19 protein-coding genes and 1 tRNA gene are annotated in these 23,185 nt (G+C 67.4%); 12 read left to right on the top strand and 8 right to left on the bottom strand.

Features of this window, described 5'->3' with window-relative positions; translation table 11 throughout:
- Positions 1–2 precede the first annotated feature (2 nt).
- Together C1H84_RS13825 and C1H84_RS18650 are read left to right on the top strand one after the other, a co-directional pair.
- Positions 3–2,333 (top strand): YhgE/Pip domain-containing protein, encoded by a 2,331-nt coding sequence (locus C1H84_RS13825; protein WP_113607688.1) that lies wholly within the window; start codon positions 3–5, stop codon positions 2,331–2,333.
- Positions 2,330–2,938 carry a TetR/AcrR family transcriptional regulator gene (locus C1H84_RS18650; RefSeq protein ID WP_113607687.1) on the top strand — a complete coding sequence of 203 codons (609 nt, stop codon included), beginning with the start codon at positions 2,330–2,332 and terminating at the stop codon, positions 2,936–2,938. Before C1H84_RS13825 ends, C1H84_RS18650 begins: the two co-directional genes overlap by 4 nt.
- On the opposite strand, the gene C1H84_RS13815 is transcribed toward C1H84_RS18650, so the two are convergent.
- The 4 genes from C1H84_RS13815 to C1H84_RS13800 form a co-directional block, all read right to left on the bottom strand.
- The gene (locus tag C1H84_RS13815; protein WP_113607686.1) at positions 2,935–4,545 is read right to left on the bottom strand and encodes an ABC transporter ATP-binding protein; all 1,611 of its coding nucleotides are present in this window, start codon (positions 4,543–4,545) and stop codon (positions 2,935–2,937) included. The genes C1H84_RS18650 and C1H84_RS13815 overlap by 4 nt on opposite strands.
- A 21-nt stretch (positions 4,546–4,566) precedes the next feature.
- Positions 4,567–5,700: a DUF1611 domain-containing protein gene (locus tag C1H84_RS13810; RefSeq protein ID WP_244910912.1), complete on the bottom strand. Its 1,134-nt coding sequence runs from the start codon at positions 5,698–5,700 to the stop codon at positions 4,567–4,569.
- A gap of 187 nt (positions 5,701–5,887) precedes the next feature.
- Positions 5,888–6,412: a SixA phosphatase family protein gene (locus tag C1H84_RS13805; protein ID WP_053797343.1), complete on the bottom strand. Its 525-nt coding sequence runs from the start codon at positions 6,410–6,412 to the stop codon at positions 5,888–5,890.
- A gap of 93 nt (positions 6,413–6,505) precedes the next feature.
- Complete coding sequence (locus C1H84_RS13800) at positions 6,506–7,291, bottom strand: winged helix-turn-helix domain-containing protein (protein WP_047117976.1); 786 nt, start codon at positions 7,289–7,291, stop codon at positions 6,506–6,508.
- Between the two features lie 617 nt (positions 7,292–7,908).
- On the opposite strand from C1H84_RS13800, the gene C1H84_RS13795 reads away from it, so the two are divergent.
- Together C1H84_RS13795 and C1H84_RS13790 are read left to right on the top strand one after the other, a co-directional pair.
- The gene (locus tag C1H84_RS13795) at positions 7,909–8,649 is read left to right on the top strand and encodes a response regulator transcription factor (RefSeq protein WP_047117977.1); all 741 of its coding nucleotides are present in this window, start codon (positions 7,909–7,911) and stop codon (positions 8,647–8,649) included.
- Entirely contained in the window at positions 8,646–10,163 is a 1,518-nt protein-coding gene (locus C1H84_RS13790; protein ID WP_113607685.1) for a sensor histidine kinase, read from the top strand. Before C1H84_RS13795 ends, C1H84_RS13790 begins: the two co-directional genes overlap by 4 nt.
- A 105-nt stretch (positions 10,164–10,268) precedes the next feature.
- Here C1H84_RS13790 and upp read toward each other — a convergent pair whose 3' ends face one another.
- Positions 10,269–10,916, bottom strand: coding sequence for a uracil phosphoribosyltransferase (gene upp, locus C1H84_RS13785; RefSeq protein ID WP_053797341.1), 648 nt, complete (start codon positions 10,914–10,916; stop codon positions 10,269–10,271).
- 145 nt (positions 10,917–11,061) lie between these two features.
- Here upp and tadA point away from each other — a divergent pair, with 145 nt between their 5' ends.
- From tadA to C1H84_RS13765, 4 genes are all read left to right on the top strand, one after another.
- The gene (tadA, locus tag C1H84_RS13780) at positions 11,062–11,535 is read left to right on the top strand and encodes a tRNA adenosine(34) deaminase TadA (RefSeq protein WP_053797340.1); all 474 of its coding nucleotides are present in this window, start codon (positions 11,062–11,064) and stop codon (positions 11,533–11,535) included.
- Between the two features lie 98 nt (positions 11,536–11,633).
- Positions 11,634–11,724: transfer RNA gene (locus tag C1H84_RS13775), tRNA-Ser, on the top strand.
- 774 nt (positions 11,725–12,498) lie between these two features.
- Entirely contained in the window at positions 12,499–12,759 is a 261-nt protein-coding gene (locus C1H84_RS13770) for a GlsB/YeaQ/YmgE family stress response membrane protein (RefSeq protein ID WP_047117981.1), read from the top strand.
- Between the two features lie 833 nt (positions 12,760–13,592).
- Positions 13,593–13,802, top strand: a complete 210-nt coding sequence (locus C1H84_RS13765; RefSeq protein ID WP_047117982.1) for a DUF1653 domain-containing protein — start codon at positions 13,593–13,595, stop codon at positions 13,800–13,802.
- Here C1H84_RS13765 and C1H84_RS13760 read toward each other — a convergent pair.
- From C1H84_RS13760 to C1H84_RS13750, 3 genes are read right to left on the bottom strand one after another with little or no spacing between them, the layout of a single operon-like run.
- Positions 13,799–14,341, bottom strand: coding sequence for a YaeQ family protein (locus tag C1H84_RS13760; RefSeq protein ID WP_113607684.1), 543 nt, complete (start codon positions 14,339–14,341; stop codon positions 13,799–13,801). The genes C1H84_RS13765 and C1H84_RS13760 overlap by 4 nt on opposite strands.
- Positions 14,342–14,352: 11 nt before the next feature.
- Positions 14,353–14,874: an NUDIX hydrolase gene (locus tag C1H84_RS13755; RefSeq protein ID WP_047117984.1), complete on the bottom strand. Its 522-nt coding sequence runs from the start codon at positions 14,872–14,874 to the stop codon at positions 14,353–14,355.
- 12 nt (positions 14,875–14,886) lie between these two features.
- Positions 14,887–16,116: an MFS transporter gene (locus C1H84_RS13750; RefSeq protein ID WP_053797337.1), complete on the bottom strand. Its 1,230-nt coding sequence runs from the start codon at positions 16,114–16,116 to the stop codon at positions 14,887–14,889.
- A gap of 278 nt (positions 16,117–16,394) precedes the next feature.
- Between C1H84_RS13750 and C1H84_RS13745 the strand changes: the two genes are divergently transcribed.
- Genes C1H84_RS13745 through narI form a run of 4 tightly spaced genes read left to right on the top strand, consistent with a single transcriptional unit; the run spans position 16,395 to position 23,141 of the window.
- Positions 16,395–20,048 carry a nitrate reductase subunit alpha gene (locus C1H84_RS13745; protein ID WP_244910911.1) on the top strand — a complete coding sequence of 1,218 codons (3,654 nt, stop codon included), beginning with the start codon at positions 16,395–16,397 and terminating at the stop codon, positions 20,046–20,048.
- On the top strand, positions 20,045–21,682 hold the full coding sequence (gene narH / locus C1H84_RS13740) for a nitrate reductase subunit beta (protein WP_053797335.1): 1,638 nt from the start codon (positions 20,045–20,047) through the stop codon (positions 21,680–21,682). Before C1H84_RS13745 ends, narH begins: the two co-directional genes overlap by 4 nt.
- The gene (gene narJ / locus C1H84_RS13735; RefSeq protein ID WP_113607682.1) at positions 21,679–22,377 is read left to right on the top strand and encodes a nitrate reductase molybdenum cofactor assembly chaperone; all 699 of its coding nucleotides are present in this window, start codon (positions 21,679–21,681) and stop codon (positions 22,375–22,377) included. The genes narH and narJ overlap by 4 nt, the downstream gene beginning before the upstream one ends.
- On the top strand, positions 22,374–23,141 hold the full coding sequence (gene narI, locus C1H84_RS13730) for a respiratory nitrate reductase subunit gamma (RefSeq protein WP_053797333.1): 768 nt from the start codon (positions 22,374–22,376) through the stop codon (positions 23,139–23,141). Before narJ ends, narI begins: the two co-directional genes overlap by 4 nt.
- The last annotated feature ends 44 nt before the right edge of the window (positions 23,142–23,185 follow it).

Genomic DNA, 23,185 nt, shown 5'->3' with positions numbered 1-23,185 from the left:
CCATGACGACACTGCGTCTGGCGCTTTCCGAACTCAAGCGCATGACCCGCGGCACGCTGCCCAAGCTCGCGCTCATCGCCATCACCTGCGTGCCGCTGCTGTACGGCGCGCTCTACCTCTACGCCAACTGGGATCCGCAGTCCAACCTGGACAATGTCACCGCCGCGGTGGTCAACCTCGATGAGGGCGCCACCGTCGACGGCAAGGAGAAGCAGGTCGGCGACACCGTGGTCGAGTCGCTGGACGAGGACGGCACCTTCAGCTGGGCCCAGCTGGACACCCGCGAAGCGGCCGAGCAGGCGGTCTCCGACGGCACCTACGCCTTCGCGATGATCCTGCCCGAGGACTTCTCCGCGGCGCTGACCTCCCCGGGGGACTTCAAGGACGCCACCCAGGCGGACATCGTGCTGCTGACCAACGACGCGAACAACTTCATGGTCAGCAACTTCGCCAAGACCCTGGCCGGCGAGGTGCGCACCTCGGTGGCCAATGAGGTCGGCACCGAAACCGCCTCCGCCATGATCGCCGGCTTCGTGGACATCCACCAGTCGATGGGCGAGGCCGCCGACGGCGCCAAGCAGGTCTACGAGGGCACCCTGTCCCTGGGCGACGGCGTGCTCACCCTGGCCGACGGCACCACCAAGCTGGTGGACGGCAGCTCCCAGCTGGCCGACGGCACGCTCGCGCTCAAGGCCGGCACCAGCTCGCTGAGCACCGGGCTGGATTCGCTGGTCGCCGGGCAGGGCAAGCTGGCCGACGGGGCCGACTCGCTCGCCTCCGGCGCCGCCGAACTCTCCGCCGGCGCAGGCAAGCTCTCCGCCGGGCTGGACACCTTGGAGTCCAAGACCGCAGCGCTGCCTGACTCGGTAAAGCGGCTGGATGACGGAGCGCACAGCGCCAAGAAGGCCGCCGACCAGCTGGCCGCCGGCTCCAAGCAGGTCGCCGACGGCAATGCCAAGCTCGCCGCCACCGCGGACGGGGCCATCGAGGTGATCGACCAGCTGCAGGCCGACGCGAAGGACCGGCTGGGCCAGGTGGAAGATGCGATGTCCCAGCGCCTGGATGCACTCGTGGCCTCCGGCGCGCTGAGCGAAGAACAGGCGGAGAAGATCGCCAAGGACCTCGCCGGCGCCGTGGACGACTCGACCGCGAGCCAGGCGGTGAAGGACGAGGCGGCGAAGGTCCGCGCCGAGCTGGGCGCCGTGCAGTCAAGCCTTGACGCGCTGGCCGGCGGCTCCCAGCAGGTGGCCGACGGCAATGCCGAGCTCGCCAAGGGCCTGGGCACCCTGTCCGCGGGCACCGGCAAGCTCAACGCCGCGGTCCCCTCCCTGGTGGAGGGCATCTCCACGGCCGCCGACGGCGGCTCCGACCTGGCGTCCGGCGCCAAGACCCTGGCCTCCGGGGCCTCTACCCTGGCCGGCGGCCAGCACGACGCGCTGGACGGCGCCACCCAGGCGGCCTCGGGAGCCGGCGAGCTGGATTCCGGCGCCGGGGCGCTGGTGGACGGCTCCGGGGCGCTGCACTCCGGGCTGGTGCAGCTCTCCGAGGGCGTCGGCGAACTCTCGGACGGCACCACCCAGCTGGAGGACGGCTCGGGCGAGCTGTCCAGCGGCCTGGCGGACGGCGTGGGACAGGTCCCCGACCCGGATGCGAAGACCAGCGACAAGCTGGCGAACGTGATCGGCGACCCGGTCTCGGTGACCCAGCAGAAGCAGGCCGAGGCGCACGCCTACGGCGAGGGGCTGGCCCCGTTCTTCATGACCCTGGCGACGTTCATCGGCGTGCTGATCCTGACCCAGGTGGTCCGCCCGATCACCACCCGCGCGCTGGCCTCCAACGGCGTGAACTGGAAGATCGCCATCGGCGGCTGGCTGCCCTTCGCCGGGCTGGCGCTGCTGCAGACCAGCCTGCTGTTCGCGGTGGTGCACTTCGGGCTCGGCCTGAACACCGCCCACCCGTGGCTGACCTGGGGCCTGTTCCTGCTCGCGGCGCTGTGCTTCAGCGCCCTGATCCAGGGCATCTACGCCCTGCTGGGCACCGCCGGCAAGTTCGTGGTGCTGGTGCTGATGGTGCTGCAGCTGGTCACCGCCGGCGGCACCTTCCCCTGGGAGACGCTGCCCGAGCCGCTGCACGTGCTGCACCAGATCCTGCCGATGAGCTCGGTGGTGCTGGGCATGCGCCACCTGATGTACGGGGCGGATCTGGGCATGCTGTCGGCCATCGGCGGCGTGCTGGTTGGCTACACGCTGCTGGGTCTGGGCTGCAGCCTGCTGGCGGTGCGCCTGCACAAGACCTGGACGCTGAAGACCCTGCAGCCGGAGCTGGGCGAATGACAGGGCAGTTCGGCGCCCGCCCGCGGGTGCGCGCCACCGATTCGAAGGAGCGGCTGTTCGCCGCGTCGATGGCGCTGCTGGGCCGGCGCGGGGTCAACGCGGTGTCGGTCGACGAGATCGCCCGCGCCGCAGGGGTCTCCAAGGGCACCGTCTACTACAACTTCGGCTCCAAGGAGAAGATGATCGGCGCGCTGTTGGAGTTCGGCGCGCGCAAGCTGCTGGACCAGCTGGGCCGGGACGCGGCGGTGGAGGATCCGATGGCGGCGCTGGAGGCGATGGTGCGCTCCGCGTTCGGCTTCGTGCAGGAGTACCCCTCCTACGCCCAGCTGTGGGTCAGCGAGCAGCAGCGCGGCGAAAGCCCGTGGGGCGAGCAGGTGCAGGAGTTCCGCCACCGGATCACCGACCAGATCACCGAGGCGCTGCGCCGCGCGGTGCAGGTGCCCGAGCCGCTGCTGGCCGCTTCCGCCCGCGCGATGTTCGGCGCCGCATTGCTCACCGCGCGCGAACGGTCCGACGGCGAGGCGCCGCCGGATCTGGACACCAATACACTGGCGGTGATGGCCACGGTGCACGGGCTGCGCGCGATGTCCCGGGACGCTCGCTAGGTGCGCGCCTGCGGTTCCCAGCCGCGGGTGGGCTGCAGTCCGGGCAGCGTCCCGCGGTAGAGCAGCACCCCCGGGTAGTCCTGCAGCAGCCTGCCCGCCTCGCGGGCCGCGCCCGGCAACAGCGCCCCCGGCAGCCCGTCGAGCACCAGCAGCGCCGGCTTCTCCAGCAGCGCCCGGGCCAGCAGCAGCCCGGCGCGCTGCGCGTCGTCCAGCGGTTCGCCGCCGCGGCGCAGCATGGTCGCCTCCGCGTCGGGCAGCTCGTCGACATCCAGCCCGAACAGCTGCGCCAGCCGCAGCGCCTCCTCCAGGCTTCCCTGCGGGCGCCGGTAGCGCAGCGCGCGGGCGATGGACCCGCGTTCGAGCACCATCCCTGACAGCGCGGCGCCCAGCAGCCGGCGCCGGCTGCGTTCGGGGACCAGCCCGAGGTTCCGTCCGCCCACCCAGGCCCCGTGGGGCTGGGGATCCGAGGCCAGCCCGGTGGTGGCCAGCCGGTGCAGCAGCTGCTGCGCGGCCCGGCCGCCGCCCACCTCGATGCGCTCGCCCGGACCTGCCAGCAGCGTGGGCCAGGCCCGCCCGTCCGGGCCGGCGGCCGGCTGCAGGCGCACCACGTCCGGGGTGTTGCCAGGCGCGCCCACCGGCAGCCGGGTCCCGGCGCCGGTGCCGCGCGCGGCCAACTGGGCCAGCAGCGGGGCCAGGATCCGCCGGGCGGCCTTGTAGTTCTGCCGGTATTCGACCATGCGCCCGAATTCCCCGAGCACCGCGCTGCTGATGCCCAGCAGCAGCAGTCCGCTGGTGATCGCGGAGGCCGGCAGCCCGGCGCTGGAGGCAAGGCCCACCAGCAGCACGCTGCCCATCAGCGGCACGGCCAGCGCGCTGGCGCGCAGCGCCCCGGCGAATCGCGCGCGGTGCACTGCGGCGGCTGCCATGCGACCGGCGGTGTCCTGCAGCCGGCCCACCTCGCGCCCCACGCCCCCGGCGGCCCGCACGGAGGTGGCGGCGCCCAGGGTTTCGGCGATCCGCGAGGCCAGCGCCCCGCGGCGCCGGCGCAGCACCCGGGCCGCGCCGTAGGCTCCCGGGGCCAGCACCCCGAGCAGCAGCAGTTCCAGTCCCAGCGGGATGAGCAGCGCCAGCGCCAGCGGCGGCGCGCTGAGGTACAGCCCGGCCAGCGCGAAGAGCAGCAGCGGGATGCCCGCCATGAGCGGCACGATGCCCTGGATCACCCAGTTGCGCACCGAGGAGAGGTCGTTGGTGGAGCGGGCGACGGTGATGCCCAGCCCCGGGGCCCGGTCGGCGGTCAGCGACTGCTTCAGCAGCCCGCCGCGCAGCTGCGCCACGTAGTGCTGCCCCAGCTTCTCGGCCAGCACCCGCTCGGCGAACTTGCCCAGCCCGAACGCGAGCGCCAGGCCCAGCACCAGCCAGAGCCCGGAAACGGTGAAGGCGCGGGTCAGCTGCCCGGTGAGCCAGGCCAGCAGCACCGTGAGCGCGCCCATGCCAAGCCCCAGGCCCAGCAGCCACGACAGCGCCGCCCGGCGTCCGGGGGCCCACAGGGCCGGCAGCTTGCCGCGCCGCGCCCGCTCGCCCATCCCGGTGTCCGTCTTCTCCTGCATGGCTTGCCTTCGCCGCCGCGGCTAGGAGCGCGGCAGCAGCGCCGTGGCGACCTGCGGGTCGCACAGCTCGAAGGTGTCGATGACCTGGGTGCGCAGGTTGGCGCGGGCCTCGTCGGCGGCCAGCGGGGAGGCGGTCAGGCGCCCGGAGACCGCGGCCAGGTCCAGTCCGGCGGAGAGCAGGATCTGCTCGCCGGCCAGCGCGCCCAGCGCGTCCTGGGCGCTGAACAGCACCCGGTCCACGTGCCGGGAGAAGACCGGGTCGTTCAGCAGGCGGGAGGTCTCGCCCTGGAACAATCCGTCGGCGATCTCGATGACGACCACGTCGGCGCCGGTGGCGGCCTGCTCGCGGATCATCGCCACCAGCAGGTCGCGGACCTGCTCGTAGCGCACCATGTAGGTGGTCGGGTAGCCGAAGTCGGTGAAGTCGGCCACTGACACCGCGCCGGCGTCCTTGAAGAGGTTCGGGTCGTTGCCGGCCCCGGTGCCGGTGGCCTTGCCGGCTGCAACATCCAGCCCGGCATTGGTCAGCCCGTTGACCAGGCAGCCCAGGGTGGTGGACTTGCCCGAGTTCATCGAGGTGCCCAGCACCGCGATGACCGGCACGCCGGTCCGGGCCGGCTGCGCGCTCGCGCCGGCCGAGGGGGTGTGCACCTGCAGCGGGGCGAAGTCGGCCAGGTTCACGACCTGCCCGTCGCGGGCCAGCAGGCCCAGCGGCTCCAGCTCGGTAGCCGCCTCGATGGAAGCATGCATGGATTCCACGCGGCTTGCCACGCCGCCGCCGGCCACCAGCTGGCACGGGCCCAGGTCCAGCGGCACGTGGGCCAGGAACTGGTCCGGTGCGTAGCGGTCGCCGTAGGCCACCAGCACCAGCTGGCCGATGAACAGCTTCTGGCGGCGGCCCTCGGCCGACTGCAGCGCGGTGTGCTGGCCGATCTCGGTCACGCGGGCCACCACCACGTCTCCGGCGGCAGGGGCCAGCGCGGCGCCGCCCAGAAGATGGAAGTCGCCCGGGTTGCGCTGCAGCTGCGCGCCGACGAAGCGGGTGGTGTAGGCGGTGCGGATGGCGGCCACGGTGCGGGCGCCCAGCTCCTGGCGGTCGCTCGACGGCGCGGCCGACGGGGTTGGGTGCTCTTCGATGATTGGTGCAATACCCATGGCGGGTTCTCCTTGCTCGCTTTCCACGGGGATCCTGCGCCCCGCGGCCGGCCGTTCGGCTCGACTATTTACAGTGAAGTCGCACAGGGTTAACCGAACGTGGACATCCGATGAGATGGTCAGGAGAATCCCGTGAGGGTTTTCTCATCTTGGGCCGCAGGCGTCCGACCCGCGGATTGCCCGGGCTTCATGGGCGCGGAACGGCGAAGTGGGTGACCTTCGCGTCGCGCGCGTCCAAGTGCGAATAGGGGTGGCCGGTCTCCAGCACCGTGGTGCCCAGGGTCGGGTAGTTCATCGCCAGCTCGTAGACCGCTTCCTCGTCGGAGTCGGCCGAGGCCAGGCGCAGCGCCAGCTCCTGCAGCACCGGCTGGTGCCCGATGACCAGCAGCGTGCCCACGGTGTCCGGCACCTCGTTGATGATCGAGCACAGCGCGGAGACCGAGGCGGTATATATGCGCGAGTCGATGTACGGGGTCGGGCCCTTCTCCCCCAGCTCGGAGAGCACCCAGGCGCAGGTCGACCGGGTGCGCAGCGCGTCGGAGCAGATGATGTAGTCCGGGATGAGGTCGTTCTCCACGAGCCAGGCCCCGGCGGCGGGGGCTTCGCGGTTCCCGCGCGAGGCCAGCGGGCGCTCGTGGTCGGGCACGCCCAGCGGGTAGTCCGCCTTGGCATGGCGCATCAGGATCAGGCGGCGGGTCTGGGCAGCATTCATAGTCCCCAGCTTAAGACAAGCGCGGCGGGCATACCCAATGGTTTGCCCGCCGCGCCGCCGGTTCGTCCCGCCCAGGGACGCCGACTCCGAAGACTAGATGGAGTATTCCGGCGCCGCCCAGACAACGACCTCCGGGTGCTCGTAGAAACGGTAGCCCTGGCCGCGCACGGTGCGCACAGTGTTCGCCAGACGGCCCAGCTTCGAGCGCAGGCGGCGGATGTGCACGTCGATGGTGCGCTCGTTGGGCACCTCGTCGGCATTGCGCCACAGGTTTTCCAGCAGCTCCTCGCGGCCCACGGTGCGGGTGCCGTTCTCCACCAGGAAGTTCAGCAGCTCGAATTCCTTGAAGGTCAGGTTCAGGGTCTCGCCGTCCAGGTAGACCTCGCGGCGCGACAGGTCGATCAGCACGCCCGACGGACGCGGGGTGCTCGGGCGCGCCTCGGCGCGCGGGCGGCGGGAGAGGGTCGGATCGCCCAGCGCCTGGCGCACGACGTCGATCGGCTCGCCCTGGGCGCTGGTCGGTGCCAGTGCCACGGCCGCGTGGGTCTGGGCCTGCGGCGACAGGGTCGCCAGGAAGGCGCGCACCTGGGTGGCCAGCTTGCCCAGCGAGGTGCCCTGGGCCTGGGCTGCCGCTTCGTCCAGGCCTACATACAGCACGAAGCCGCGGGCCGAGGTGTCAGCGCTCTGGGCTCCTGCTGACTGGACAGGTGCGGCGGCAGGCTGATGCATTGGTTCGCGGGTCTCATGCACGTTGGAAACGGCGCGCAGCGGGCGATAGCCTGCCGGGGCATAGCTTCCTGCGGCCGCGCGCTGCGCCGCCGCTGCCCGGTTCTGGGCATTGCGAATTGAAACGTGAACGTATCCGGATCCTGCCGACATATTGCTTTTCCTCTATGTGTGCGAAGGCCAAGTGATTTGGCGCTGATGCTTCGGGTTTTGCTTGCGCTGCCAGCGGCCTTCGTCCACCAGCAGCAGTTGGGTTTCCCGTCAACGGCTGCCCGTGAACCGAATTCCAGTAACTCAGAAATTCGATGCGGTGCCGCTGACGCCGAGCATTCGACAACAGCAAAGGGAGGCCAGCGGCGATGTCCCGCCGGGGTTCCATTTACTGCTCTGCGCCTTACTCACACCTCTAGTTTCCTCGTAACATTGGGAACTTGCAAGTAACAATAAGCACCCATGTCCACGATGTGAGACGGATGTGTCCGAAAGTGACGTGCGCCACTTTAGGCAAAACATGGCGATCTAAGCGCTTAACTACTCAATATGTTCAGGATTTTTTGGATCAATGCGCAGTATGCCTACCCTATGCAGAGGTCTGAATATTCATTCATTGACATTCGATGTTCACACTTCAAACATTCGCCGTTCTGCACCCTTGACCAAATTAAGCGCTATCTGATTGCAAATATCTCGCATAAAATCGTCATGTGGACATAGCTTCTGCACAGGTAAATCATAAAGTCAGCCCAAGGCAATAGGGGATGCTCTTAAACATGAACGATTCCCGATTCTCTCCCGCCCAGCTTCCACGTCTCACCCATCCGGACGGCACGCCGATCAAGGTACTGGTGGTTGACGACGAGCCATCGCTCGCCGAACTGGTAGCCATGGGAACCCGCATGCTCGGGTGGGAAGCGACCATGGCCCATGACGGCCCCGAAGCCGTCGCCACCGCACGTTCCTTCACCCCTGACGTCCTGGTCTTGGACTGGATGCTGCCGGGCTTCGACGGTCCCGAGGTGCTGCGCAAGGTCCGTACCCACCTGCCCGACGTCCCGGTGCTGTTCCTGACCGCCAAGGATGCAGTCGAGGACCGCATTGAAGGCCTGGGCGCCGGCGCCGACGACTACGTCGCCAAGCCCTTCAGCCTGGAGGAGGTGCTGATCCGCCTGCACCGCCTGGTCGAGCGCTCCGGAGCCACCACCGCAGATACCGCGGAGCTGGTGGTCGGCGACCTGGTGCTGAATCTCGACTCCCACGACGTCTCCCGCGCCGGACGCGAGATCCAGCTGACCGCCACCGAGTTCGACCTGCTTTCCTACCTGATGAACAACGCGCGCCGCGTGGTGTCCAAGTCGCAGATCCTTGACAATGTCTGGCACTACGACTTCGACGGCCAGGCGAACATCGTTGAACTGTACATTTCCTACCTGCGCAAGAAGATCGACGTCGACGCCGAACCGATGATTCACACCGTGCGCGGCGTGGGATACGTTTTGAAGCCCGCTGCATGAGCATGTTCACCACCACCCCGAAGGTGAGTTCTCCGCATGCGCTGCAGCGCAAGCTGATGATCATCCTTCTCACGTCGGTCACGGCAGTCTCCGCGCTGCTCGGGCTGCTCTACAACGCCGGCATGCGCCAGACGCTCATGGACCAGCTCGGCGACCAGCTCAAGCTGACCACCGAGCGCGCCCTGAACTACTCGCAGGAAGCCGGCAACGGCCGGATCGAGGCCCCCGGCCAGTCCGCCGGCACGCTCACCGCGCGCTTCGACCGGCTGGTCTTCGTTGGCGGCGTGCTGGACAAGAAGACCGGTGAATTCAAGCAGCTGGGCCAGCAGGACGCCATCCCGATGGTGCAGCTGCCGGTCAGCGACCTGCACACCCCCGGAGCATTCCACCCGCGCCGCGCAAACCTGACGGTTGGCGACTACTACCTGGTCGCGGTGCAGGACGCCGGCACCAACACCGTGCTGGTGGTCGGCCTGCCGCTGTCCGACACCGACGTGGCGTTGCGCGAAATGGCCTGGCTGACGCTGTTCATCGCGATGATCCTGATCGTCGGCGCGGGCCTGGCCGGTTCCTGGCTGATCAGCCGCTCGCTGGCTCCGCTCAAGCGCGTGGCGGGGGTGGCGGCCTCGGTGGCCGACACCGACCTGGATTCGGGCAAGGTCGAGCTGACCCAGCGCGTGGCCGAGGAGGACGCGACCCCGGGCACCGAGGTCGGCAACGTGGGCTACGCCCTGAACGCGATGATCGACAACGTCTCCACGGCGCTGACCGCCCGCGAGAAGTCGCAGGCGCAGATGCGCCAGTTCGTCGCCGACGCCTCGCACGAGCTGCGCACCCCGCTGTCCTCCATCCGCGGCTACACCGAGCTGCTCGCCGCGACCGAGCACTTCTCCCCCGACGGGCAGCGTTCGGTGGAGCGGGTGTTGCAGCAGAGCCACCGCATGGGCTCGCTGGTGGAGAACCTGCTGCTGCTGGCCCGGCTGGACGAGGCGAACGCCTTCCGCCGCACCAAGCTGGATCTGGGGCTGCTCACCGCCGACATCACCGAGGACTTCAAGGTCACCGCGGACGACCACATCTGGGAGTTCGACTGCCAGGACCCGCAGACCTTCGTCTACGCCGACTCCTCCTCGCTGCGCCGGGTGATCACGAACCTGCTGGCCAACGCCCGCAAGCACACCAGCCCGGGCAACACCGTGACCGCCACGGTCCGCCAGGACCCGGACAGCAACGAGGCGGTGCTGCTGGTGCACGACACCGGCGAAGGCATCGACGCGGATTTCCTGCCCACGGTCTTCGAGCGCTTCACCCGCGCGGACAAGGCCCGCTCCGGCTCGGACGGCACCACCGGCCTGGGCCTGCCGATCGCCAAGAGCATCGTGGAAGCCCATGGCGGCAGCATCTCGGTGCGCTCGGTCCCCGGGGACACCGTCTTCGAGGTCAGGCTCCCGCTCATCGACCAGGACGCCGAACCCGCCGGCTCAGCCGGACGTTCCCCCAAGGCCTCGGTCTAGCCCAGGGGCAGGAGCGAATCGGGGATTGAGAAAGGGGCTGCCCGCACCAGTGGTGCGGGCAGCCCCTTTCGCGTTGTCCGGCGGAGAACCGCCGGCGCCGGAAAACTAGGCGATCGGCGGGGTGACGCCGTACAGGCGGTCGCCGGCATCTCCCAGGCCCGGGATGATGTAGGACTTATCGTCCAGCTTCTCGTCCAGCGAGGCCAGCACCACGTGCACGCGGTCGTCGTCGCCGTGGATCGACTTCAGGCGTTCGACGCCCTCCGGCGCGGCGATCAGGCAGATGCAGGTCACCGAGCTGGCGCCGCGCTCGAAGATGAACTTGATGGCCTCGGCCAGGGTGCCGCCGGTGGCCAGCATCGGATCCAGTACGAACACCTGGCGTCCGGACAGGTCGTTCGGAACGCGGTCGGCGTAGGTGATGATGTCCAGGGTTTCCTCGTTGCGGGCCATGCCCAGGAAGCCGACCTCAGCGGTCGGCACCAGGCGTGTCATGCCTTCGAGCATGCCCAGGCCTGCGCGCAGGATCGGGACGACGAGCGGGGTCGGCTTGGCGATGGTGGTACCGGTGGTGACCGCGACCGGGGTGACGACCTCGACCTGCTCGGTCTTCACCTCGCGGGTGGCCTCGTAGGCCAGCAGGGTGACCAGTTCATCGGTCAGCTGGCGGAAAATCGAGGACGGGGTGTTCTTGTCACGAAGAACTGAGACCTTGTGTGCCACCAACGGGTGGTCGACTACCTGTACGCGCATGCATCAAAATCTATCAGCCCGGCCTTTGCCCGATCGAGGAATTCCGGCAATTCCCCGACGGAAATCCGGATTATGTGCCCAAGCGAACAGTAAAACCGCCCGCCGTCCCCGGCGGCGGCACCCGAACACGTATGGTTGGAGCACTATGAACCGTGAACACGAAGCCTGGATGGACCTCGCGCTGGACGAGGCCCGGGCCGCCTTGGCCACCGACGACGTCCCCATCGGCGCGGTGGTCATCTCCCCCGACGGAAAGCTGCTGTCCACCGGCCGCAATGAACGCGAAGCCCTGAAGGACCCCACCGCCCACGCCGAGGTCGTCGCCATCCGCAACGCGGTCTCCGTCCTGGCCGCGCGCGGCGAGGACGACGGCTGGCGCTTGGAGGACTGCACCCTGGTGGTCACGCTGGAACCCTGCGCGATGTGCGCCGGAGCGATCGTGCTCGCGCGCATCCCGCGGGTGGTGTTCGGCGCCTGGGACGAGAAGGCCGGGGCCTGCGGCTCGGTGTTCGATATCGTGCGCGAACCGCGGCTGAACCACTGGGTCGAGGTCTATCCCCGCGTCAGGGAGCAGGAATGCGCCGGCCTGCTGCGCGACTTCTTCAGATCCAAGCGCTGAGCCGCAGCCGGGAAAACTGTGTTTCGGGCCACTTGCGCCCGATTGGAGCCCCTTCGTTTTGGCATTCGCCAGATGTTCGTTATAGAGTTATCAGGTCTGGTGACGTGTCCGAGCGGCCGAAGGTGCAACACTCGAAATGTTGTGTACGGTAACCCCGTACCGTGGGTTCAAATCCCACCGTCACCGCCAATGAAAACCCCTAGTTAGCTAGGGGTTTTCTTCTTTTAACGATCCGACGCTGCGCACCGGGCGCGGGCGCGTCGTCCAGTGGAAGGTCGCCGTGGCATGCCCCTCATGCGTGGCGAGAACGGCTTCCACCACCACGCCGGCCCGCACGCTTGCGCCCAGGAAACCTCAGTCTGAGGTGTCCTTTGTGAGCATCGCGTAAGCAGGACGAAATACACCACTAGCCTGCCGGGGCTGCCGGACGGGCTACGCACGCGTGCCCTCAGGAGCCCGGGTGCAGAACCCAGTCCTCCTCCGGCTGGATGAGGCAAGGGGCTCATCGGGTCGGAGAAGGAACAGGCATTGCCTACTGGGCCCGAAACACCTCCACACGCCGACCAGCTCCCGCCTCAATACGCAGGATCCTGTTTTTCTTTGGCAACGGCAGGACTTGAACACTAAGTTTCCCCGACACCCCCTAACCCTGTTCACCCTTCCCAGAATGCCAGGGCGATAATCTGTGGCGTCGAACTGAACCGTGCACCGAACAATCGAGGCACGCAGATGGATTGCTTTACTCTGCAACCAGTTGTCGCAAGCCGATATCGTAGACACAACGGATGCTGTCGCGGATGGCACAAGCGTCAATATTGCGCAGCAGACAACCGAATTTCGGCGAATGCCTAATAAATGCCCTCGTGTCCATGCTTACCACATACTGGTCGGTACGCTATCGTTCATAAAGTGCATCTCAGTCCAGATGCTGAACGAAGTCACTCGATCCACTAGGAGGAAGTTATGGGTTTCATTGGTTGGATTGTTTTGGGCCTCATCGCCGGTGCGATTGCTAAGGCGATCAAGCCAGGCGAGCAGGGTGGCGGCTGGATCGCCACGTTGCTCCTCGGCGTTGTCGGCGCCGTCATTGGTGGCTGGATTGGTTCCGCGGCATTCGGTGTCGGAGTGAACGAATTCTGGTCGCTTTCGACGTGGTTGCTGGCCATCGGTGGTTCGCTGCTCGTCCTCATTATTTGGGGACTGCTTACGCGTAAACGGGCCTAGCCTGCACGACAAGGACAGGGGTCCTACTTTGCGAAGTAGGACCCCTGCTCCATTGATCGCTCTCCACCAACTCAGGATTGGCTCTTCAATGCCACTTTCGCCGTCCGGCACGGTCACGGGGAGGGTCTTGGCTTTCAAGCATGCTCGCGACCCATATGCACGAGAAGAGGCATCTTTGGCATTCTGTTGGGGGGGCAAATTAGAAAGCTGGTCTCTGCCGCCATCACAGCACCAGAGACCAGCCGAAGAAGTGGTAGATCACCGTATCCCCCCAGATATCAGTCGCCTGCACAGAGGCCTCTGCGCGCCTACGTGGCACGGCACTTCTTGCAATGAGAATACCTGCGCCTGGATGGTTGGCCATGGGCAATCCCATTCTCCGCAGATGCGTGATGCTGGTTGCTTCGGCGAAAATCGAAATCCTTTCCTGTCGAAGATCGCTAGCCTACTGACTTTTCCACTTCCTGAAAATCCAAAATGAAACGGATGGGGAAGCAAGTATCGACGGTAGGGATTTCCCGCCAGCGCGCCACAGTTTAGATCGCGTCAAGTATCGACTTCTTCCGCTCGGGAAGGTCGGAGGCCGCGGTTGTTCCGCCGTAGATATGATGATGGTGCCTTTCGCATCGTCGTGCTTGAGCCATATGTCGCAGCCAGCGATACCCGCAAGACGAATCGCGGACCAAACGCCACGGCGAACCAAAAACCCCGGCGGACCGGTCGCATCCAAACGGCCCGTGGCCACCGCGCCCGGGAGATGCCATTCGGTTGCCGCGCGGTTCCATCCGCGCGCACTATCTGCAGATCAACAACATTTCAGAAGGATCGTATCCATGGGCATCGAACCCGGAATCTATGAGCATTTCAAGGGACAGCGCTACGAGGTGCTCGCCGTGGGCAGGCACAGCGAGACCGAGGAGCAGTTGGTCTTCTACCGCACGCTCTACGGCGACTACAGCTTCTGGGCCCGCCCGCTGGAGATGTTCGACGATCTCGTCGAGCGCGGGGACTACGAGGGCCCCCGCTTCCGACGCATCGCCTAGCCGATCTGGTGTTCCTGCATCTGGGTTTCCAGCGAGGCGCCGTTGAGCTCCAGGTAAAGCTGGCCCTCGGTGACCGACAGGGACATGATGTTGCGGCGGGTCAGCTCTGCCGCGGCAGCGTCGACGAACTTCGAGTCGAAGGAACGCACCACGATGTCCTCGGCACGGTGGATGGTTTTCCCGCTCCAGGAGGCCAGCAGCCGCTGCGGGTCGCGGTGGGTGTAGACGGCCGCACGGTCCGCCAGCTTGCTGCCGGCATGCAGGCGCTGCGCGTCAGGCGCGCCGACCTCGATCCAGGCGGTGGTCAGGCCCGTGAGGTCCTTGACCAGCACGGCCGGCTCCTCACCGTTGGACACCCCGGCCGCGGCGAAGGCGATGCCCTCCTCGAATTCCAGGCAGTACGCCAGCACCCGGGTGACCAAGTAGGCGTCGGTTTCCGAAGGGTGCTGCGCCACGCGCAGGGACAGTTCCTCGTACACCCCTCGATCCATGTCGGAGAGCTGGATGTCAAAGGTCCGTATAGTTGCGCCAATAGCCATGGTTCACGATTTTACCGGCCGGCGGCCGGCGGCAGCGCCGCCAAGGAAGCAAGCCACGGCAGGAATAACGCGACCGCGTCGGGCATGAAGCGCCAGCGCTCGGCGTCGACCTGGGCGAGCAGCTCGGAAACCTCCATCCATTCCCCGCCCAGCACCTCCGCGGCCTGCAGTTCCAGCGGGCCGGGAGCGATCGTCCAATAGCGGAACGCGCGGTACCTGGCGTGCGCGTCGGCGTAGTCCGCCTCGCCCAGGCTCACCAGCTCGCCGCGCACCCCGAGCTCCTCGGCCGCCTCCCGGCGCGCCGAGTCGAACGGGTCCTCCCCGGCCTGGATGACCCCGCCCGCGGTGAAGTCGAACAATCCGGGGTACAGGTCCTTGCTCCAGGTCCGCTGGTGGACGTAGACCTGTCCCTGCGGGTTGAACACCACGATTCCGGTGGCGCCGTGGCGCAGGTTCTCCCTCCGCACCCGGGACCGCGGGGCCCGGCCGATGACGGCTCCCTGCTCGCTGTACAGCGCCGCCTGCTCTTCCATGAGTCCAGCCTGCTACGCGGCCTTGTCCCGGGAGCCGCGCAGCATTCCGGCGACCACCAGCGCGAAGGTGCCGACCAGCACCAGCAGCCAGAGGCCCAGCGCGTAGGAGTTGGTTTCTGCATGGTAGGTCGCGCCCATGGCCAGCGGCGGGAAGTAGCCGCCCAGGCCGCCGGCGGCCGCGACCACGCCGGAGACCGCTCCGACCTTCTCCGGCGGGGTGGACGGGCCGATCCAGGCGAACACCGCGCCCATGCCCAGACCCATGGCGGAAGCCATCAGGATGAACACGGTTCCGGTGAGGATGCCTTCCTCCGGCTGCTGGCCCACGATGTAGGCCAACGACACGATGCCGGCCAGCGAGATCAGCGCAATGACCTTCGGCCCGAACTTGTCCGCTAGCACGCCGCCGATCGGACGGGCGATGACCGCGGCCACCGCGAACAGCGCGGTGCGCGTGCCGGCGCCCACCGGGTCCACCTGGTCGGGATAGATGGTGGTCAGGTACTTGGGCAGGAAGGTGGAGAAGGCCACGAACCCGCCGAAGACTATGCCGTAGAGGAAGGACATCTGCCAGGTGATCGGCAGTTTCAGCGCTCCCATCACCTTGGGGACCAGCGGCTGGGCGTTCGGCGTCCAGGCCGGGGACTCGCGCAGGAAGAACCACACCAGCGCGGCCATGGCCACCAGTAGCCCGGCGATGAACAGGTGGGTGCCGAAGTAGCCCAAGCCGCTGAGCAGCCGTGGGGTGAAGAACGCGGAGACCGCGGTGCCGATCATGCCCATGCCGAACACGCCGTTGGCGAAGCCGCGCCGCTTCGGCTCGTACCAGGCGCTGGAGAACGGGACGCCCACCGCGAAGATGGTGCCGGCGATGCCCAGCAGGGTGCCTGCGACGATCAGCAGCACGAAGCTTCCGATCGTTCCGGCGAGCGCCACGAGCAGCACGGCCGGCACCGACGCCAGCAGCACCACGGTGAACATCTTGCGCGCCCCGAAGCGGTCGGTCAGCGCTCCGGTGACGATGCGCCCGAGCGCTCCGACCAGCACGGGAGTGGCCAGCATGAGGGAGATCTGGCCCTCGGAAAGGTTCATGCCTTCGGAGTAGTACTTCTGGATCGGGGCGATCAGCATCCATGCCCAGAAGCCGACGGCGCTGGCCAGGGTGGCCAGCAGAACCTGCGGAAATTGGCCGCGCAGCTCGGGCTGGGCGGTCGCCGATGACGGTGCGGAATTCGTGCTCATTTCAACCCTCCACGGGGCAAAGTTACAGAGTTTTCACACAGCTTCTATTGAGCACCCTAAACGCAGATCCAGCCCCGCGCCAGAGTCCGGGACTAAATTCGCGCCAGTGAACACCGGGTACTCGATCTACACCTTTTAGAACCCCACCCCTTGAAACTCTCGAACTTTAGGACGAAGCTGGTGGCACGAGCCACAGTTAGGGAGACCCAGCCATGACAGATCGGCCACACCGCACACCGCCGGCCACTGATGGCCCTCTCGCTGATTCGCTGCTTTCCATGGGCAGATTCCTGCGCCGCGGCGATACCAGTGAAGACCTGCGAGCAATGTTCCTTTCCGGAGGGCGCCAAGGCGACGTCTTCTACCGCGACCGATGGTCTCACGACAAGGTGGTCCGCTCCACCCACGGGGTGAACTGCACCGGGTCCTGCTCCTGGAAGGTGTACGTCAAGGACGGCATCATCACCTGGGAAACCCAGCAGACCGACTACCCTTCCGTCGGCCCGGACTCCCCCGAATACGAACCCCGCGGCTGCCCGCGCGGCGCGGCGTTCAGCTGGTACACCTACTCCCCCACCCGGGTCCGCTATCCGTACATCCGCGACGTGCTCGCCAAGCTGTACCGCGAGGCCAAGGCCGCGCACCCCGACCCGGTGGAGGCCTGGGCCTCGATCGTCGAGGACCCGGCCAAGGCCAGGAGCTACAAGAAGGCCCGCGGCAAGGGCGGGCTGATCCGCAGCACCTGGGACGAGGCGCTGGAAATCGCCGCGGCCGCCCAGGTCTACTCGGTCAAGACATACGGCCCGGACCGGATCGCCGGGTTCTCCCCGATCCCGGCGATGTCCATGGTCTCGCACGGCGCCGGCTCCAGGTACCTGAACCTCATCGGCGGCACCATGCTCTCCTTCTACGACTGGTACGCCGACCTCCCGGTGGCCAGCCCGCAGGTGTTCGGCGACCAGACCGACGTGCCTGAATCGGCCGACTGGTGGAATGCGCAGTACCTGATCATGTGGGGCTCGAACGTCCCGGTCACGCGCACCCCCGACGCCCACTTCATGGCCGAGGCGCGCTACCGCGGGCAGAAGGTCGTCACCGTCTCCCCCGACTACACCGACAACACCAAGTTCGCCGACGAGTGGGTCGCACTGCAGCCGGGCACCGACGCGGCGTTGGGCATGGCCATGGGTCACGTGATCCTCAAGGAGCACTACGTCGAGAAGCGCACCGCGCCCTTCGAGGACTACATGCGCCGCTACACCGACTCTCCGTTCCTGGTGGAAATCGACAGCGCCACCGGCACCCCGGTGCCCGGCAAGTTCCTCACCGCCGCGGACCTGGGGCTGGACCAAGAAGAGAACGCGGCGTTCAAGCCCGCCCTGCTGGATGCGAGCGGCACCGCCCGCGTCCCGCGCGGCACCTTGGGCCACCGCTTCTCCGGCGCGGACAAGGGCCAGTGGAACCTGGATCTGGGAGACATCACTCCCATGCTCTCGGTCATGGACCTGGACAGCTGGGACGGGCAGGCGGCGGCGATCAGCCTGCCGCGCTTCGACCTTGCCCCCGAGGCCGGGCAGGAGCATGCCGGCGGATCCGGGGTGCTCTCCCGCGGCGTGCCGGTGGTGAGGATCGCCGGCAAGCAGCTGACCACGGTATTCGATCTGATGCTCGCCCAGTACGGCGTGGGGCGCGATTCGCTGCCCGGCGACTGGCCGAGGGGCTTCATGGACGCCTCCACCGTCGGCACGCCGGCCTGGCAGGAGGAACACACCGGGGTCCCGCCGCAGCAGGCGATCCGCATCGCCCGCGAGTTCGCCGACACCGCCCAGAAGTCCGGGGGCCGCTCAATGATCCTGATGGGCGCGGGCACCAACCACTGGTTCCACTCGGACACCATCTACCGCACCTTCCTGGCGCTGACCATGATGACCGGCACCCAGGGCGTGAACGGCGGCGGCTGGGCGCACTACGTCGGGCAGGAGAAGGTCCGCCCTATCACCGGCTACCAGCAGTACGCGGCCGCCGGCGACTGGGGCCGCCCGCCGCGGCACACCATCGGCACCGCCTTCTGGTATTTGGCCACCGACCAGTGGCGCTACGACGGGCTGCCGGCCACTTCGCTGGCTTCCCCGCTGGCCACCGGCAAGTTCGACGGCCGCACCACCGCCGACTGCCTGGTCGAATCGATCAAGCGCGGCTGGATGCCCGACTACCCGACGTTCAACCGCAATCCGCTGGACCTGGTGGACGAGGCGGAGGCGGCGGGCAAGGAGCCCGCGGCCCACGTGGTGGACTCGCTGAATGACGGCTCGCTGGCCTTTGCCTGCGAGGACCCGGACTCCCCGCAGAATTTCCCGCGGGTGGTGCTCATCTGGCGCGCGAACATCCTGGGCTCCTCCGGCAAGGGCAACGAGTACTTCCTCAAGCACCTGCTGGGCACCGACGCCTCGGTGCGCGCCCCGGAAACCCCGGAAGGCTCGCGCCCGGTGGACATGGCCTGGCACGAGGCGGCGCCGGAGGGCAAGCTCGACCTGCTGGCCACCGCGGATTTCCGCATGACCAGCACCACGCTGTTCTCCGACCTGGTCTTCCCGGCCGCCACCTGGTACGAGAAGTACGACCTGTCCTCCACCGACATGCACCCGTTCATCCACTCCTTCAACCCGGCGATCGCCCCGCCGTGGCAGACGAAAACCGACTTCGAGCTGTTCGGCCAGATGGCCAAGCGCTTCGGGCAGTTCGCCGCGACCCACCTGGGCAAGCGCAAGGACCTGGTCGCGACCCCGCTGCAGCACGACACCCCGGATGCCATGGCCACCGTTAAGGGCCAGGTGCCGCAGGATGCGCCGCGGGTGCCGGGGCTGACCATGCCCAAGCTGGCGGTCGTGGAGCGCGACTACCCGAACCTCTACGAGCGCTGGAGCACCCTGGGACCGCTGACCGGGAAACTCGGCATGGTCACCAAGGGAGTGAAGTACCAGGTCGCCCCGGAGATCGAGACGCTGCGAAGCCTGAACGGGGCCACAGCCGAGGGCGCGGTCAAGCTGGACACCGACCAGAAGGCCTGCGAGATGATCCTTGCCTTCTCCGGAACCTCCAACGGACGGCTGGCCACTGCAGGCTTCAAGCAGCTGGAAGAGCACACCGGGCAGCAGATGGCGTTCCTCTCCGAGGAGCACGAGGGCTCGCGCATCTCCTTCAAGGACGTGCAGGTGCAGCCGCGCAGCGTCATCACCTCCCCGGAGTGGTCAGGCTCGGAGCACGGCGGTCGGCGCTACACGGCGTTCGCGATCAACGTCGAGCACCTCAAGCCCTTCCACACGCTCACCGGGCGCATGCACTTCTACCTGGACCACGACTGGATGCAGGAGCTGGGCGAGACGCTGCCGATCTACCGGCCGCCGCTGGACATGCACCGGCTGTTCGGCGACGCGCGGCTGGGCGAGGTCGGCTCGCACCAGTCCGGCAACGCCGAGGTCGCGGTGCGCTACCTGACCCCGCACTCCAAGTGGTCCATCCACTCCGAGTACCAGGACAACCTGTTCATGCTCTCGCTCTCCCGCGGCGGCCCCACCATCTGGATGTCCCCGCAGGACGCGGCGAAGATCGGAGTGAGGGACAACGAGTGGATCGAGTCCTACAACCGCAACGGCGTGGTGGTCGCCCGCGCGATCGTCTCGCACCGCATGCCCGAGGGCACGGTGTACATGTACCACGCGAAGGACCGCACTGTGGATGTGCCGATCGCGGAAACCAGCGGCAAACGCGGCGGCATCCACAACTCGCTGACCCGCATCCTCATGAAGCCCAGCCACCTGATCGGCGGCTATGGGCAGCTGGCCTGGGCGTTCAACTACCTCGGCCCCACCGGAAACCAGCGCGACGAGGTCACCACGATCCGCCGCCGCAACCAGGAGGTGCAGTACCGATGAAGGTCATGGCCCAGATGTCCATGGTGATGAACCTGGACAAGTGCATCGGCTGCCACACCTGCTCGGTGACCTGCAAGCAGGCCTGGACCAACCGGTCCGGGGTGGAGTACGTGTGGTTCAACAACGTGGAGACCCGGCCCGGCGTCGGCTACCCGCGCACCTATGAGGACCAGGGCAAGTGGCGCGGCGGCTGGACGCTGAACAAGCGCGGCCGGCTGAGGCTGCGCGACGGCGGGCGCCTGCACAAGCTCTCGCGCATCTTCTCCAACCCGAAGCTGCCCGAGATCCACGACTACTACGAGCCGTGGACCTACGACTACGACATGCTGCTGAACTCGCCTTCCGGCGAGCACACCCCGGTGGCCACCCCGAAGTCGCTGCTGACCGGAAAGGACATGAAGATCTCCTGGTCCGCGAACTGGGACGACAACCTGGGCGGCTCGCTGGAGACCATGGACCAGGACCCGCTGCTGGCCAAGATGAGCGAGGAGGTGAAGGCCGAGTACGAGAAGGCCTTCATGTTCTACCTGCCGCGCATCTGCGAGCATTGCCTGAACCCCTCCTGCGTGGCTTCCTGCCCCTCGGGCGCGATGTACAAACGCGCGGAGGACGGGATCGTGCTTGTGGACCAGGACGCCTGCCGCGGCTGGCGCATGTGCGTCTCGGGCTGCCCGTACAAGAAGGTCTACTTCAACCACCGCACCGGCAAGGCCGAGAAGTGCACGCTGTGCTACCCGCGCATCGAGGTCGGCCTGCCCACGGTCTGCGCCGAAACCTGCGTGGGACGGCTGCGCTACCTGGGCCTGGTGCTCTACGACGCGGACGCGGTGGCCGCGGCAGCCAGCGTGGAGGACGAGCACCAGCTGCTCGACGCCCAGCGCAACGTGCTGCTGGACCCGAACGACCCGGCGGTCATCGAGGCCGCCCGCGCCGAGGGCATTCCGGAGGACTGGATCGCCGCCGCGCAGGCCAGCCCCATCTGGCGGCTGATCCGCGACTACGAGGTCGCGCTGCCGCTGCACCCGGAATACCGCACCATGCCGATGGTCTGGTACATCCCGCCGCTCTCCCCGGTGGTGGACGTGGTCACCAACACCGGCAACGACGGCGAGGACGTGAACAACCTGTTCGCCGCGATCGACAAGCTGCGCATCCCGGTGGGCTACCTGGCGGAGCTGTTCGCTGCCGGGGATCCGGCGCCGGTGGAACTGTCGCTGCGCAAGCTGGCGGCCATGCGCTCCTACATGCGCGGCATCTCGTTGCACGATACGCGCGAGGAGTCCATCGCGAACGCGGTGGGCATGAGCGGCGCGCAGATGGAAGAGATGTACCGGCTGCTGGCCATCGCGAAGTACGAGGAACGCTACGTCATCCCGGCCGCACACGCCGAGCAGGCCCACGACTTGGAGGAAATGGGCTGCTCGCTGGACTTCGAGGACGGCCCTGGCATGGGCGGCGCCGGACCATTCGGCTCCTCTTCCGGCGCCTCGGTCCCGGTGGCGGTGGAGAACTTCCACTCGCTGAAGAACCGGCAGACAGCGGACCGGCCATCCAGTCCGGGGCGCGTGAACCTGCTGAACTGGGACGGCAACGGCAAACCCGAGGGATTGTTCCCGCCTGAGGAGAAAAAATGATTCCGCGGCTATTCAACCGGGCGACCCCCACCCGCCCGCTGCCCGGGCGGCTGGAGCCGGTGAGGATGAACCGCTCCGAGCGCTCCAGGGTGCACATGCTGGCCTCTCTGCTGCTGGACTACCCGGACGAGGCCTGGTTCGCCCGGCTCGACGAGCTCGAGTCCCATCTGGTCCGGGTTCCCCCGCAGATCGCCGGCTTCTTCGCCGGGTTCATCGACGCCGCCCGGCAGACCGGGGCCGGGCAGCTGCAGCGCGACTACGTGGACACCTTCGACTTGAAGCGCAAGTGCAGCTTGTACCTGAGCTACTTCGCTACCGGGGACACCCGCAAGCGCGGCACCGCGTTGGTCACCTTCATCGAGGCGTACCGGGCCGCCGGCTGGGACTTCGAGGCCGAGGAGTTGCCGGACTACCTGCCCGCGGTGCTGGAATTCTCCGCGCGCAGCGAAGACGAGATCGCCGAGGCCCTGCTGGCCGCCCATGTGGAGGGCATCGAGGTGCTGCGCGCCGCGCTGGAAGCGACTGGCAGCATCTGGGCACCGCTGGTCCGCACCATCACTCTGTCCCTGCCTCCGGTCGACGCAGCCACCCAGGAGCGGGTGCTGGCGCTGGTCAGCGAAGGGCCTCCCACCGAAACCGTGGGCCTTTCATTCCTTGGAAACCTTCCACCGTTCAGTCCTAGGGGGAACCCGTGAGTACCGGATCGCTTCTGCTGTGGGTAGTGCTTCCCTACGCCTGCGCCGTGGTCTTCATCGTCGGGCACATCTGGCGCTACCGCTTCGACAAGTTCGGCTGGACCACCCGTTCCAGCCAGACCTACGAAAGCCGGCTGCTGCGCTGGGGTTCGCCGATGTTCCATCTGGGCATCCTGATGGTGATCGCCGGCCACGTGGTCGGCCTGCTGATCCCGCGCGAATGGCTGTACGCCATCGGCATCGACGAGCACATGTACCATCTGGGCGCGACATGGCTCGGCACCGCGGCTGCCATCCTGACGCTGGCCGGCCTGGCGATCCTGATTTACCGCCGCCGCACGGTCGGCCCGGTCTTCCTGGCAACGACCCCAATGGACAAGATCATGTACGTGTTCCTAGGGGCCACGCTGTTCTTCGGCACCTTAGCCACGCTGGTGTACCAGGTTTTCGGGGCGGGCTACTCCTACCGCGAGTCGATCTCCCCGTGGATTCGGCAGATGATCATCTTCCAGCCCCACCCGGAAATGATGGAGCAGGTTCCGATCTTCTTCCAGCTCCACGTGATCACCGCATGCCTGTTGTTCGCGTTGTGGCCATTCACCCGTCTGGTCCACGTGTTCTCGGCGCCGATCCCGTACCTGTTCCGCCCGTACATCGTCTACCGTTCGCGGGATGAGTCCCGGGGTGCCGGCGCCCGCCCGGTACGCCGCGGCTGGGATCCGATCACGACTCCTCCGAACAATCGCGGACGGCGCCGTCGATAACCGTATAAGCATTTGTGCCGGTTCCACCACTCTGGTGGAACCGG

The sequence above is a fragment of the Glutamicibacter soli genome (genome assembly GCF_003309065.1).
GTDB lineage: Bacteria > Actinomycetota > Actinomycetes > Actinomycetales > Micrococcaceae > Glutamicibacter > Glutamicibacter soli.
Note: the sequence above shows the minus strand (reverse complement) of the source record. Positions and strands in the feature narration are given on the sequence as shown.